The sequence below is a fragment of the Veillonella sp. 27098_8_77 genome (assembly GCF_041431535.1).
Taxonomy (GTDB): domain Bacteria; phylum Bacillota; class Negativicutes; order Veillonellales; family Veillonellaceae; genus Veillonella.
The window spans coordinates 30,580-44,250 of sequence record NZ_JAPVXW010000016.1; the positions used below are offsets into that span (position 1 = coordinate 30,580).

Here is a 13,671-nt window from a genome sequence, read left to right on the forward strand (position 1 = left end):
GGTTTATTATGATTTATATACCAGATGTATTATTGACAATTTTTTATGCTTGCTTTGGTATTATACTGATGTTGACAGCGAATACGGTTATCGACTTCTTCGTGCCTGGTAAATTTAGTGAAGAAATTAAGCGTGGTAATTGTGCTGTTGCATGGCTTTCAGCGGGATCATTTATCGGTATAGGTGAAATTTTGCGTGCTGTTATCATGTCACCAGCTGTAACTACAGCTGATACCTCTCTGTTACATGGTATCGTAGCCAGTGTTGTATACGCTGTTCTTGGTATTATACTATTTGTAACGGGTTATATGTTTATCAATATTTGGCATCGTAAATATAAATTGTCCGAAGAAATCATGCGTGGTAATACGGCGGCAGGTATTCTCGTATTTGGCATCTTCGTAGGCCTTGCTCTAGTTATCAGTGGTGCTGTGCACTAAGGGAGCGTTGTATGTATAAGCCAAGTAAGAAAACCGTATATCTAACAGGTGCCTTTGCCGCTGTTGCTGGCCTTGTTGGTGTGTATTCCTACTGGAATGACATCTCCTATGCCGTATGCGATAAAGTTTATCCAGAGGCAAATGAGGGGGAGGTTCGATTAAAGGACAGTCAAGGAAATCGGTATTCACTTTTAAATCATGGGGATGGTAAAGAAACTGCCTTATATGACGACAATCGGTCTGTTACTTTTCACCGAGATAATGCTGGAAATTTAGTATGGGATGCTGGTTTGGCAGGTTTGCTACCAACTATCGCAGCCGGATATTATATGTTTCATGGGTTTAATCCTCCTACGGCACGTATGGATGGACGAACTATGACCTATCGCGTGGCATCACCATTAAAACCGTATGAGCAACCTACTGAATATATGTCATCGGGATCAACCGTACATAGCTATGGCGGTGGAAGAAGCTTTCGAAGCTATGAAAATAATAGAAGTAAGAAAGCATCATCAATAGGGCAAAAGTCTGGCTTTGGCAGTGCTGGTGCGCGGTCTAGTGCTTCGTAATGGATACGGTGGCACCATGGTTGATGAAAGTTGTTTAAGATTTAGGAGATATAGCATTGGCAAATTTATATATTGGACTCGTTCATTATCCCATTATGAATAAGCATAAAGAGGTAATAACGACGGCCATTACAAATTATGATATTCACGATATTGCACGTGCATCTATTACCTATGATGTATCTAAATATTTTGTGATTCATAATATACCTGCTCAACGAGAATTAGCAGCTACTATTATGGAGCATTGGAAATCTGGATTTGGTAGCACCTATAATCCGGATAGAAAAGATGCTTTCACAGGCGTCGAACTCGTTAATTCTATCGCAGTTGCGGTGCGTACTATTGAGGAATTAGAAGGGGTAAAACCTATCGTAGCGACTACGGATGCTAGGACCTATAATAATACAATTTCCTATGCACGGATGCGTGAACATCTTGAAAATGAGGGCCGCCCTGTGTTAGTATTATTTGGTACCGGTTATGGTATGATAAAAGAAACGATGGAAAGCTTTGACTATATTTTAGAACCTATATATGGCCATGGTGAATACAATCATTTATCTGTGCGCAGTGCCGTTTCAATCATCTTAGATCGATTGCGGGGCGAAGCATGGTGGAATAAATAGGAGGCGTCTATGTCAGGACATTCAAAATGGGCAAATATTAAACATAAAAAAGGTAAAACCGATGCATTGAAGGCTAAGTTAGCTACGAAAATCGGTCGTGAAATTACCGTAGCAGCACGCATGGGTGGTGCAGATCCGACAGGTAATATGCGCTTGAAATTAGCGTTGCAAAAAGCTCGGGAAAACAATATTCCTAAGGATAATATTCAACGTGCTATCGACAAGGGCGTTGGTGCTACGGATATGAACGCATACGAAGAAATCGTATACGAAGGTTATGGCCCTGCCGGTGTGGCCGTTACCGTAGAGGTTATGACGGATAATCGTAACCGTGCGGCTGCCGATGTGCGCCATGCATTCTCTAAACAAGGTGGCAATCTTGGTGAAAGCGGTTGTGTAGGCTGGATGTTTAAATCTAAAGGTGTATTCGTTATCGATAAAGAAGGTCACGATGAAGATGAATTGACATTGTTGGCTCTTGATGCGGGTGCAGAAGATCTTAAAGCGGAAGATGATGTATTTGAAATTTATACAACACCAGAAGATTTTGATGCAGTAGAACAAGCATTGGCTGATGCGGGCATCGAAACTGAAGTGGCGAAGATTACAATGATTCCAGATACAACTATCGAATTATCTGGTGACGACGCTGTAAAAATGCAAAAAATGCTCGATGTTTTGGATGACCTTGATGACGTACAAAATGTATATCACAATGGTATTTTGCCAGACGACGAAGAAGAATAATAGAAACAGGGAGTGCTCTAGTGGCACTCCTCATTTTTTGTGCTTATCGTGTCTAATTATGTAAAAAGGTAGAAAAATATCGTGATTTCATGAATTTCGATGTTCTAATATGCTATAATAAAATAGATTATGAGTGTTACGAGGTAAGCGTTGGCTTATCTCATTTTTAAACTGAGGGGGATGGAGTGCGGATTTTAGGAATCGATCCTGGTACGGCAATTTGCGGCTATGGCATTATTGACGTACAGGGAAGTAAATTAACGCCTGTAGCCTATGGGGCTATTACAACCCCTAAGGAATTAACAGATGCGCAGCGTTTAGAAATTTTATTTAATGACCTAAGCGATATTTTAGAGGAATACAAACCGGACAAGTTTGGCGTAGAGGAACTCTTTTTTAATCGGAATGTAACAACGGCGATTAAGGTAGGTCAAGCTCGCGGAGTCATTTTGTTGGCTGCTGAGCAACAGCGGATACCTATATATGAATACACGCCGTTACAAATTAAACAGGCTGTTACCGGTTATGGTAAAGCTGATAAAAATCAGGTCATTTATATGACCATGAATATTTTGGGGATTCGTGAGAAGATTAAGCCCGATGATACGGCCGATGCATTGGCTGTAGCTATCTGTACGGCGCATAGTTCTCACCAAGATAGATTGATGAGGTTAGTTAAATGATAGGGTATGTACGAGGCATTGTAACACATCTATTCAAGGAGTCTTGTTATGTAGATGTACATGGTGTAGGGTACCGTGTATATGTGCCAACCACGACACGACAACAATTAATAGAAGGTCAAGAGTCTACATTGTTTACCTATCTCAATGTCCGAGAAGACGTGATGCAGTTGTACGGATTTTGGACAGAAGACGAGTATGAGCTTTTTATTTTGCTCATTTCTGTTTCTGGTATTGGTCCAAAGGTTGGTTTAGGCATATTGTCTGGCATGACACCAGAGGCTTTCAAATTGGCTGTCATTAATGGACAGGTACAACAGTTAACCAAATTACCGGGGATAGGGAAAAAATCGGCAGAGCGTCTTGTTTTAGAATTAAAAGATAAGTTGGCTAAAATGACACAGATTAGTGTTGAAACCCCTGCGGCAATTCAGCCTATCGGTGTTTCTCATAGCGGGCCAAGTGGTGAGGCTATTGAAGCGCTTGTGTCATTAGGATATGCTCAAAGGGATGTAGAAACCCTTGTTGAATCCTTAAACGATGGTTCAAAAGATGTATCTGCCTTGATAAAAGCTTGTTTAGTTGAACTTGGGAAAGGACGTTAGCCATGAACGAAGAAGTACGCCTCGTAGGCGGCGGTGATCGGGAAGAGGACATGTGGCAATATAGTCTGCGACCTAAGTATTTTAATGAGTATATTGGCCAACGTGAGGCTAAGGATAACCTGAATATTTATATTCAAGCTACTAAACAGCGTGGTGAAGCCTTAGATCATGTTCTGTTATATGGTCCTCCAGGGCTAGGTAAGACCACATTAGCTGGCATTATTGCTAATGAACTGGGTGTTAATTTTCGTATAACATCAGGTCCTGCTATAGAAAAGGCCGGCGATTTAGCTGCTATTTTGACGAATCTTGATGAACATGATGTATTGTTTATTGACGAGATTCATCGCCTGTCACGCAGTGTAGAAGAGGTATTGTACTCTGCCATGGAGGATTATGCCTTAGATATTATCATTGGTAAGGGACCAAGTGCTCGTTCTGTCCGTATTGATTTGCCGAAATTTACCTTGGTTGGTGCGACGACGCGGGCAGGTGCATTGGCTGCTCCATTGCGTGATCGCTTTGGCATTGTAAGTCGCTTGGAATATTACAAACAAGAAGAGTTAGAATTTATCGTAACTCGTGCAGCGGATATTTTGAATATCGGTATTGAGCAGGCTGGTGCTAGTGAAATAGCTCGTCGCTCGAGAGGCACACCGCGTATTGCGAATCGTTTGTTGAAACGGGTTCGCGATTTTGCACAAGTTGTGGGGGATGGCGTTATTACTGCGGATATTGCAGATGAGGCGCTAAAACGTCTACATGTGGATAAGATGGGACTTGATCGCATTGATAGACGCGTGTTGAAGTGTATTATTGAGAATTATGATGGCGGCCCTGTGGGGATAGAAACAATAGCGGCTGCTGTCAGTGAAGAGAGAGATACCATCGAAGATGTGTATGAACCATATTTGATGCAATTGGGATTTTTAGGTAGAACACCGCGGGGACGTGTGGCTACCAAATTGGCTTATGATCATCTCGGTATTTCGCAAACAGGGAAATAAAATGAAAAAGAAACAATTACCATTAATGATTATGACAACATTATTGTTAGGCATTCATAGCTTTGGAACTGTTGAGGCCGCGCAGGTAGCAGGTAAATCGGGGACAAAACCTATTGTTGCAAAATCCTCAACAGCTGTGTCGGGAAAAGCTCCTGTGAAAGCTGTGCGTGGAACTATTGGTAAATCCACGTTTAAACCGCTTGTTACAAAACCGGCGCCAAAGGTTACTGCATCTACGGCTATAAAACCAAAGGTTACTGCCTCTACGACGGTTAAAACTAAGGTTACTGCCTCCACGACAGTTAAACCTAAGGTTACTGCACCATCAAGCGTAAAACCAAATGCTACGACAGTAGCAAGTACAAAACCAAAGGTTGCGACTACTACTGTAAAACCAAAGGTTACGGCTTCTGTTACAACGTCGCGTGCAACGGCTGCAGTGGTGACGAAGAATCAAGTAGAACAAGCAACAACGCGCGTTCGTGTAGAAAATACACCGGACGTACGTGTTTTATTGGGCAGTCGTCGCCAAGATGCGTCTGTATCGAGTGCAAATGGTGTAGACGTTCTTACTAGCAATAATGGTAAGGTTGGTAGCCATAAGGTTGTATCCGTAGGTGTACGGGGCAATAAGATTGCTGTTAATGGCAAAGCTCTTGATTCTGTTGTTACATTGAAACCATCTAGTGGTGATATTTTTACTTTTGAAGGAAAATCATATAGAGGGGCCCTTACATTACGTGCCAATAATGGGGCCATGATGGTTATCAATGCAGTACCGTTGGAGTCGTACTTATATGGCGTTGTTCCACAAGAGGCTATTCCATCTTGGCCTGCAGCTGCCTTGGAAGCACAAGCAGTGGCAGCCCGTACATATGCACTTCATACGATGGAGCAAAATAAGAATCAACTCTATGATGTGAGTACCTCTACAGACCATCAGGTATATGGCGGTGTAAGTGGTGAAACGCAAAGTACTACGGCAGCTGTAAATCATACAAAGGGTATTGTTATGTTATATAATAATCGCCCTATTAATGCATTGTTCCATTCTGATGGCGGTGGCTACACAGAGGATAGCGTCAATGTGTGGGGCAATGATATTCCGTACTTGAAAGGTGTTAAAGATTTTTCAAATAGCAATTCTAGTGCGTCAAACTGGACAGTATCTACGAGTCGTAGCGCTTTAGAGGGCAAGTTAAATGCTGCTAGTAAGGGCGTGGGTAAGTTGAAGAGTATTCAATTGACACCATTGGGAAATCCTGGTAAGGCTACAGCCGATAGAGGCGTATCTGGGCGTATTAAATCGGCGACCTTTGTAGGTACCGCGGGTAAGGTTACGGTAAGCGGTGATGATTTGAGGGGCATGTTAGGTTTAAAGTCAACATTATTTGATTTTTATGTCAATCAAAATCCAGCAAGTTCAACCGGTAAGTCATATCATACTTTCACAGGCAAGAATGATACAGTGTACATTAAAGGTCATGGGTGGGGCCATGGTCTTGGTATGTCACAATGGGGCGCCGCTGAAATGGCGAAACGAGCTGGTGCGGGGGATACCAATTATTATCAAACAATTTTAAGACATTACTATAGTGGTATTACATTGAAAAAAATGTATTAAGGATAAGAATGAAAGTTACAGATTTTGATTATGATTTACCAGAGGAGCTTATTGCTCAACATCCTGTAGAGCCACGCGACACATCGCGTTTGCTTACATTGGATAAAATAACTGGTGAATATACACATAAAGTGCATTTTTACGATTTACTTGATGAATTACATAAAGGCGATGTGCTCGTATTTAATAATACGAAGGTTATTCCTGCTAGATTGTATGGTCATCGCGAAGGTTCTGGCGGAAAGGTTGAGGTTTTACTACTAACACCGTGTGGAGAAAATCGCTGGGAATGTTTAGTTAAGCCTGGCAAGAAATGTCCGATTGGACAGGTTATTGTGTTTGATGACCGTTTGAAAGCGATTGTTTTGGATAAAACCGACTTTGGCGGTCGTATTGTGGAATTTACGTGCGATGGAGTATTTGACGATATAATTCAAGATATCGGTGAAATGCCATTGCCTCCTTATATTCATGAAAAATTGGAGGATAAGGACCGTTATCAAACGGTGTATGCAAAGGAAAAGGGATCTGCTGCTGCACCAACAGCGGGGCTCCATTTTACACCGGAACTATTAGAAAAAATTAAAGCAAAGGGTGTAGAACTTGAGTTTGTTACGCTTCATGTTGGATTAGGTACATTTAGACCGGTATCTGTAGAAACTATAGAAGATCACGATATGCATAGTGAATTCTACTGCGTATCCGAAGATACTGCTCGTCGTATTAATGAAGCAAAATCGAAGGGTAAGCGTATTATTGCGGTAGGTACTACGTCGATTCGCACCTTAGAATCCGCCTCTACCGATGATGGAGTATTACATGCTACGAGTGGATGGACTAATATCTTTATCTATCCAGGCTATAAATTTAAAATGGTAGATGCACTAGTAACGAATTTCCATTTGCCACAATCTACATTATTGATGCTTATTAGTGCACTAGCTGGTCGTGAACATTGTTTAGCGGCTTATAAAGCAGCTGTAAAAGAACGATATCGATTCTTTAGTTTTGGCGATGCTATGTTTATACGTTAGGAGATTCTATGCCGAGTATTACCTATGAACTACAGAAGACCTGTCCTCATACGGGTGCTCGTGCGGGGTTATTACATACGCCGCATGGCACATATGAAACACCTATGTTTATGCCCGTTGGGACACAGGCAACAGTAAAAACGATGACGCCAGAAGAGTTAAAGGCCATCGGGTCACAAGTGATTTTAAGCAATACTTATCATTTGTTCCTGAGACCAGGTCCTGAACTCGTAGAAGAAGCTGGTGGCCTTCATAAATTTATGAACTGGAATCAAGCAATCCTTACGGATAGCGGTGGTTTCCAAGTATTTAGCTTAGGCGATATGCGTAAGATTACTGAAGAAGGGGTAACATTTAGATCTCATATCGATGGATCTAAACAATTTCTTTCCCCAGAGGTTGCCACAAAAGTACAAGAACAATTGGGTTCTGATATTGCGATGGCCTTTGATGAATGTATTCCTTATCCTGCAGAACATGACTATGCAAAACGCTCTACAGCGCGTACTACGCGTTGGGCACATCGATGCCAAGAGGCTCGTCATGCTCATGATAGACAAGGTATGTTCGGTATTGTACAAGGCGGTATGTATAAGGACTTGCGCAAACAAAGTGCAGCAGAATTAGTGGCAATGGACTTTGAAGGATACAGCATTGGTGGTTTATCCGTAGGGGAACCACATGACTTGATGAATGAAATTCTTGAATATACAACACCGTTGTTGCCAACCAATAAAGCTCGTTATTTGATGGGCGTTGGTACAGCTGACTGTTTAGTAGAAGGGGTGGCTCGCGGTGTTGATATGTTTGACTGCGTATATCCTACACGAGTTGCACGAAATGGGATGGCTATGACTTGGCATGGGCGTCTTAATATTCGAAATGCTCAGTATGCGCATGACTGGGGACCTCTTGAAGAAGGTTGTCAATGTTATACATGTAAAAATTATTCACGTGCATATCTACGTCATTTATATAAAGCGGAAGAAATATTGGCATTGAGACTCGTTACATATCATAACTTATATTTCTTATTAGAGTTTATGCGTCAAATGCGTAAAGCTATTTTAGAGGATCGATTCCCTCAATTTAGAATGCAATTTTGGGATAACTTCAATAAATAATATAAAAAAACTAGTCAAATTCATTTTGAATAGATATACTTATAAAGATAAGATGAATTTTAGTGAGGAGGATTACCCATGGGTGATATTGAACAAATTTTACAAACCAGCTGGCCGATTCTTTTAATGGTCGTTATTTTCTATTTCTTATTGTGGCGTCCACAAAAGAAACAACAAAAAGAACGCGCTAATTTATTAGGTAGCTTGAAAAAAGGCCAAAAAATTGTGACTATTGGTGGTATCTATGGCGAAATCATCGAACTTGATGATGAAAAGGTTAAGGTACAAGTAGCGGAAAAAGTAGAAATGACATTTGCTCGTACTGCTATCGCATCCGTAGTTTCTAAAAAAAATAAGGAAACTAAGTAATGAAAACAAAAGAAGCAGTGCGCCAGGCGTGCAAGTCCCAGCGCGCTGCTTTATCTATTGAAGATTGTGAATCGTGGGCCGCAATGTTGTGCGACGAGATTGTTCATCTGCCTCAGTATGAACAGGCACAATCGATTATGGTCTACTTGGCGATGCCGAAAGAAGCCAACTTGGATGATGTTATAGAACATGCTTTACAGTCAGGTAAACGAGTTTATGTACCTGTATGTGTTGATAAGATTACGATGATTGCCGTGCGACTACATAATTTAGACGATGTCGTACGAGGTGTTTTAAATATCCGTGTGCCTAAAGAACCATATGAGATAATTGATCCTACTGACATTGATTTAGTATTAGTGCCTGGTGCAGGATTTGATAGATATGGTGGGCGTATGGGAATGGGAAATGGCTATTACGACCGTTTCTTAAAGGAACTTTCGCCGACGCACTATATCGGTGTTGCATGGAACGCGCAAATTTTGGATGAGTCTATACCGATGGAACGCTATGATCAACGTATGCCTGCTATCGTTACAGAGCAGGGTGTAATTTATGTTAATTAGAAGGGAGCAACAATTTTGAGAGGCAAGGCTATAGTTAAATTCTTAGTCGTTATTGCTGCTATCATTGGTTGTTTTGCGTATTTTATTGGGCCTTTAGCAGGTTCATTAAAACAAGGCCTTGATTTGCAAGGTGGTACGCATATCGTGCTAGAAGCAGAGGATACTGAACATGGCACAGCAGATAATGATGCGGTAGAACGAGCAAAACAAATTCTTGAACGACGCATTAATGAAATGGGTTTGTCTGAACCTATTGTACAACGGGAAGGTGCAAAACGTATTATCATTGAATTACCAGGTGTTAAAGATCCTGATGAAGCAATGAAACGTATCGGTAAAACAGCGGTCCTTGAATTTAAAAATGAAAAGGGCGAAACCGTTATGACCGGTGATGACCTAAAAGATGCAAAAGAGGAAATGGGACAAAATAAACAACCTCTAGTTGCGATTGAACTTAGTGATGAAGGGGCAAAGAAATTTGCTGATTTAACATCTAAGAACATCGGTCGTCATATTGCAATCACACTCGATGGTGATGTGTTAACAAATCCTGTAGTACAACAAGCTATTACTGGTGGTAAAGCGACTATTTCGGGTAGTCAATCTCTAGAAGAAGCCAAAGATTTGGCAATTTTATTACGTTCTGGTGCATTACCTGTAAAAATCAATGTTCTTGAAGTGCGTACAGTAGGTCCTTCTTTAGGTCAAGATTCTAAGGATAAATCTGTTGTTGCCTTTGGTGCTGGTATTGCCATGATTATGGTATTTTTGCTTGTTTTATACCGCCTATCCGGTTTTGTAGCAAATCTAGCATTGCTTGTTTATGTTATGTTATTATTACTCGTATTGGGTAAGGGCTTTAATGCAACTATGACCTTGCCGGGCATTGCGGGTATTATCTTATCCATGGGTGTCGCGGTAGATGCGAATATCCTTATCTTTGAACGCTTTAAGGAAGAGGTTTTCTCCGGTAAATCCATGCGTGTTGCCATGGAAGCCGGTTTTAAACGTGCTCTTTCCACAATTACTGATGCGAACGTATCCGTTATTATCACAGCTGGTATCTTGACCGTATTAGGTTCTGGTCCGGTGCGTGGTTTCGCAATCAGCTTGGGCGTAGGTGTTGTGGTAAGTATGTTTACAGCGATTACGGTGAGCCATTTCTTGCTTCGCCTATTAATTGATTGTAACTTTACTAATCATCCATTCTGGTTTGGTGCCAATATTTCACCAAGTAAAAGTTCTGATGATTTTGCACCAAAATCTTTGAAAGGAGGTAAGCGCAAATGAGTTTCAACGTAATTAGACATCATCGTTGGTGGTTTGTGATTTCCTCCGTTCTTGTGATTATCAGTTTAATCTCTATTTTCACAAAAGGGTTTAACTTTGGTATCGATTATACGGGTGGTACCATTGTAGAAGTTCAATTTACGAAACCTGTAGAAGTCAGCCAAGTGCGTGATGTATTGAAAACATTTAACCTTGAAAATGCACAAATTCAGCTTTCTGGAGATACTGCAGAAACAGCAGGGGAAGATGTTATGATTCGTACTCGTAACCTGGAACCTAGTGAAAGTGCAGCTGTAGTAGAAAAATTGAACAGTGATATCGGTGAAAATACGGTAAAACGTATTGAAACTGTAGGTGCTGTTATCGGTTCTGAAGTAACACAACATGCACTTTTAAATCTTGTTATCGCCTTTGCTGTATTGGCGCTCTATATTTCGTATCGTTTTGAATATAGAATAGCTGTATCTGCATTGACTGCCATTTTCCATGATTTAATTATGGTATTAGGTGTATTCTCCTTCTTCCAATTAGAAATTGATGCATCCTTCTTGGCAGCCATCTTAACGGTTGTAGGTTATTCCATGAATGAATCGGTTGTTATCTTTGACCGCGTTCGTGAAAATGCTCATACTCATAAACGTACTGATACATTTGAAGATTTGGCGAATGCTTCTATTGCACAAAGTATTCATCGTAGTATCTATACATTAGCTACTGTAATGTTTGCCTGTGTATCTCTATTCGTATTTGGTGGGGATACAACGAAAAACTTCGCTCTTTGTATGATTATCGGTTTTGCCAGTGGTGCATACTCTTCTATTTGTGTGGCTACATCCTTGTGGGTGCTTTGGAAAAATAGAAATAAGAGTGACATTCGCAATCAATAATTTCATTGTTATGGTGAAAGCTATAAACCCTAATCGCATTTTACTGTGATTAGGGTTTTTGCGTTATGAGTAAAATTTTTGTATCTTATGAGAGAGTAACGTACAATAAGAGATACATAATGTTTTGTCTAGAAAGGGTGATATAGTGAATTCAGAATGTTTATGGAGCCCTGCTTTTATCAATTATGGTGTAAGTAGTGGCATTTTTTATATGACACAGTATGTTTTGGTAGCAGCACTGCCCATAATTTTAACAGCTGAATTAGGTGGCACTGCTTTAGATGCGGGCCTGACTATGACATATTTTCAAATTGGTACTATTCTATGCCGTCCTTTTGCAGGACGATTGATTGATGGATTAGATAAACGCGTAATTTTATTGATTTCATCTGTTTTATTCTTTGTTATTATGGGGTTATTTAATTTAACTACATCGTTACAAACGATTTTTGTGTTACGGGGATTACATGGAATAATTTTTGCTCTTGGTACAACTGTAATGGCTGCACTGGCTGTTGTAGTATTGCCAGCATCGCGTAAGGGCGAAGGTATTAATATGTTTGCTGTATTTTCAAACATTGCCATGGTATTGGGGCCTGCAGTAGGTTTATATGCATTACAAGCCTATGGAAGTTCAGCATTATATATTTTCTTGACAGGAATGACTGCTTTGGCCCTTATTTTAAGTAATATTATTCGATTACCTAAAGAACTAGCAAAACCTAAGCAGAAAAGTAGCAAGGGCTGGCATATATCCCAGTTCATTGAAAAACGAAGTTTGCCATGGGCTTTAATGGGATTATTTATTGGATTCACCTATTCTGGTGTACTTGTATTTATACCTATTGAGCTCAATAGTATGGGCGCAGGCGTTTGGGGGAGTGTATTCTTTGCATTGTTTGCACTTATGATAATTATTAGCCGTCCCTTAGTTGGAAAGGTGTATGCAAGATTTGGTTCAAAATTTGTCATTTATCCAGGTGTAGCTCTTTTTATATTCGGCTTAGCTGCTCTAGGTATTGTAACGACACCTATTGGGATAATCTGTACGGCTCCATTATTAGGGCTTGGATATGGTGCTGCGCAGCCTGCCTTTCAGGCATTAGCAGTGCAATCGGCACCGATAGAGCGAGCAGGCGTATCTACAGCAACGTATTTTTTGGCCCTTGATATAGCAGTAGGTGCAGGATCAGTTGTACTAGCTTTGATTGCAAATGCTTTAGGGTATCAATATTTATATCAAATTACGGCTCTTATTATGGTAGTAGCTTTAGCTCTCTATCATTTTGTAATTAGAAAACATTCATATATAGCAGAATAGTAATTATAAAAGCACGTATTTGCTTTAGTATTTATTAACAATAATTTATTAGAATACTAAGCAAATACGTGTTTTTTATATGTCATCATAAGAGGATGGAATCAAAATAAATGGGTGAACGTTTGGTATATAAATGAGTAAACGTGTAGTAGCTAAATGAGATATAAATGAAATTGTTGAAAGTGTTCAAAAACTGGTTGACGTTTTCTTTGTTTATGATATACTAATACAAGTCGTTAGGACACAGCGTAATTCGGATGACAGCACATCATTAGAACAGTTGAATTTAATTCAAAAAAGTTTTAAAAAGTGCTTGACGAAATACTCTGAACTTGGTATTATAATCAAGTCGCTAGCGCACGACAGTGACTAGCAAACAGATCTTTGAAAACTGAACAATGATAGGTAATCAATCATATGATTGAACATATGCCAGAGTGCGGGTTTTGACATAGTCAAAACCAACCATAATTCAAAGTTACTTAACAGTAACGACAACACATAATGAGCTATTCAAATAGCTTCAAGATATCTTGGAGAGTTTGATCCTGGCTCAGGACGAACGCTGGCGGCGTGCTTAACACATGCAAGTCGAACGAAGAGCGATGGAAGCTTGCTTCTATCAATCTTAGTGGCGAACGGGTGAGTAACGCGTAATCAACCTGCCCTTCAGAGGGGGACAACAGTTGGAAACGACTGCTAATACCGCATACGATTCAATCTCGGCATCGAGACTGGATGAAAGGTGGCCTCTATTTATAAGCTATCACTGA

15 protein-coding genes and 1 rRNA gene are annotated in these 13,671 nt (G+C 40.3%); all 16 read left to right on the forward strand.

Annotated features, from left to right (window positions below; all coding sequences use genetic code 11):
• The first annotated feature begins 8 nt into the window (after nt 1-8).
• Nucleotides 9-440 carry a DUF350 domain-containing protein gene (locus O3617_RS08495; RefSeq protein WP_005377920.1) on the forward strand — a complete coding sequence of 144 codons (432 nt, stop codon included), beginning with the start codon at nt 9-11 and terminating at the stop codon, nt 438-440.
• Nucleotides 441-451: 11 nt separating this feature from the next.
• Nucleotides 452-1,012, forward strand: a complete 561-nt coding sequence (locus O3617_RS08500) for a hypothetical protein (RefSeq protein ID WP_371449552.1) — start codon at nt 452-454, stop codon at nt 1,010-1,012.
• A 56-nt stretch (nt 1,013-1,068) separates the two neighbouring features.
• On the forward strand, nt 1,069-1,641 hold the full coding sequence (locus O3617_RS08505; protein WP_371449553.1) for an RNA methyltransferase: 573 nt from the start codon (nt 1,069-1,071) through the stop codon (nt 1,639-1,641).
• Nucleotides 1,642-1,650: 9 nt separating this feature from the next.
• Nucleotides 1,651-2,388: a YebC/PmpR family DNA-binding transcriptional regulator gene (locus O3617_RS08510; RefSeq protein ID WP_009661479.1), complete on the forward strand. Its 738-nt coding sequence runs from the start codon at nt 1,651-1,653 to the stop codon at nt 2,386-2,388.
• A gap of 185 nt (nt 2,389-2,573) precedes the next feature.
• Entirely contained in the window at nt 2,574-3,071 is a 498-nt protein-coding gene (gene ruvC, locus O3617_RS08515; RefSeq protein ID WP_371449554.1) for a crossover junction endodeoxyribonuclease RuvC, read from the forward strand.
• Nucleotides 3,068-3,676, forward strand: coding sequence for a Holliday junction branch migration protein RuvA (gene ruvA / locus O3617_RS08520; protein WP_371449555.1), 609 nt, complete (start codon nt 3,068-3,070; stop codon nt 3,674-3,676). The genes ruvC and ruvA overlap by 4 nt, the downstream gene beginning before the upstream one ends.
• Before the next feature lie 2 nt (nt 3,677-3,678).
• Nucleotides 3,679-4,683, forward strand: a complete 1,005-nt coding sequence (ruvB, locus tag O3617_RS08525; protein WP_105084344.1) for a Holliday junction branch migration DNA helicase RuvB — start codon at nt 3,679-3,681, stop codon at nt 4,681-4,683.
• 1 nt (nt 4,684) lies between these two features.
• Entirely contained in the window at nt 4,685-6,307 is a 1,623-nt protein-coding gene (locus O3617_RS08530) for a SpoIID/LytB domain-containing protein (protein WP_371449556.1), read from the forward strand.
• 8 nt (nt 6,308-6,315) lie between these two features.
• Nucleotides 6,316-7,341 (forward strand): tRNA preQ1(34) S-adenosylmethionine ribosyltransferase-isomerase QueA, encoded by a 1,026-nt coding sequence (gene queA, locus O3617_RS08535; protein WP_371449557.1) that lies wholly within the window; start codon nt 6,316-6,318, stop codon nt 7,339-7,341.
• 8 nt (nt 7,342-7,349) lie between these two features.
• Nucleotides 7,350-8,465: a tRNA guanosine(34) transglycosylase Tgt gene (gene tgt / locus O3617_RS08540; RefSeq protein WP_371449558.1), complete on the forward strand. Its 1,116-nt coding sequence runs from the start codon at nt 7,350-7,352 to the stop codon at nt 8,463-8,465.
• 78 nt (nt 8,466-8,543) lie between these two features.
• Complete coding sequence (gene yajC / locus O3617_RS08545) at nt 8,544-8,834, forward strand: preprotein translocase subunit YajC (RefSeq protein WP_105084348.1); 291 nt, start codon at nt 8,544-8,546, stop codon at nt 8,832-8,834.
• Nucleotides 8,834-9,400: a 5-formyltetrahydrofolate cyclo-ligase gene (locus tag O3617_RS08550; RefSeq protein ID WP_371449559.1), complete on the forward strand. Its 567-nt coding sequence runs from the start codon at nt 8,834-8,836 to the stop codon at nt 9,398-9,400. The genes yajC and O3617_RS08550 overlap by 1 nt, the downstream gene beginning before the upstream one ends.
• 15 nt (nt 9,401-9,415) lie before the next feature.
• The gene (gene secD / locus O3617_RS08555) at nt 9,416-10,690 is read left to right on the forward strand and encodes a protein translocase subunit SecD (RefSeq protein ID WP_371449560.1); all 1,275 of its coding nucleotides are present in this window, start codon (nt 9,416-9,418) and stop codon (nt 10,688-10,690) included.
• Complete coding sequence (gene secF / locus O3617_RS08560) at nt 10,687-11,577, forward strand: protein translocase subunit SecF (protein ID WP_371449561.1); 891 nt, start codon at nt 10,687-10,689, stop codon at nt 11,575-11,577. Before secD ends, secF begins: the two co-directional genes overlap by 4 nt.
• Before the next feature lie 145 nt (nt 11,578-11,722).
• Entirely contained in the window at nt 11,723-12,898 is a 1,176-nt protein-coding gene (locus O3617_RS08565) for an MFS transporter (RefSeq protein WP_371449562.1), read from the forward strand.
• Between the two features lie 530 nt (nt 12,899-13,428).
• Nucleotides 13,429-13,671: ribosomal RNA gene (locus O3617_RS08570) — 16S ribosomal RNA — on the forward strand; the annotation flags it as partial.

Bases quoted from the DNA above. Each gene is read 5' to 3' on its own strand.
- O3617_RS08495 (WP_005377920.1), top strand. From the start codon at position 9: ATGATTTATATACCAGATGTATTATTGACAATTTTTTATGCTTGCTTT.
- O3617_RS08500 (WP_371449552.1), top strand. From the start codon at position 452: ATGTATAAGCCAAGTAAGAAAACCGTATATCTAACAGGTGCCTTTGCC.
- O3617_RS08510 (WP_009661479.1), top strand. From the start codon at position 1,651: ATGTCAGGACATTCAAAATGGGCAAATATTAAACATAAAAAAGGTAAA.
- ruvA (WP_371449555.1), top strand. From the start codon at position 3,068: ATGATAGGGTATGTACGAGGCATTGTAACACATCTATTCAAGGAGTCT.
- ruvB (WP_105084344.1), top strand. From the start codon at position 3,679: ATGAACGAAGAAGTACGCCTCGTAGGCGGCGGTGATCGGGAAGAGGAC.
- O3617_RS08530 (WP_371449556.1), top strand. From the start codon at position 4,685: ATGAAAAAGAAACAATTACCATTAATGATTATGACAACATTATTGTTA.
- queA (WP_371449557.1), top strand. From the start codon at position 6,316: ATGAAAGTTACAGATTTTGATTATGATTTACCAGAGGAGCTTATTGCT.
- tgt (WP_371449558.1), top strand. From the start codon at position 7,350: ATGCCGAGTATTACCTATGAACTACAGAAGACCTGTCCTCATACGGGT.
- yajC (WP_105084348.1), top strand. From the start codon at position 8,544: ATGGGTGATATTGAACAAATTTTACAAACCAGCTGGCCGATTCTTTTA.
- O3617_RS08550 (WP_371449559.1), top strand. From the start codon at position 8,834: ATGAAAACAAAAGAAGCAGTGCGCCAGGCGTGCAAGTCCCAGCGCGCT.
- secF (WP_371449561.1), top strand. From the start codon at position 10,687: ATGAGTTTCAACGTAATTAGACATCATCGTTGGTGGTTTGTGATTTCC.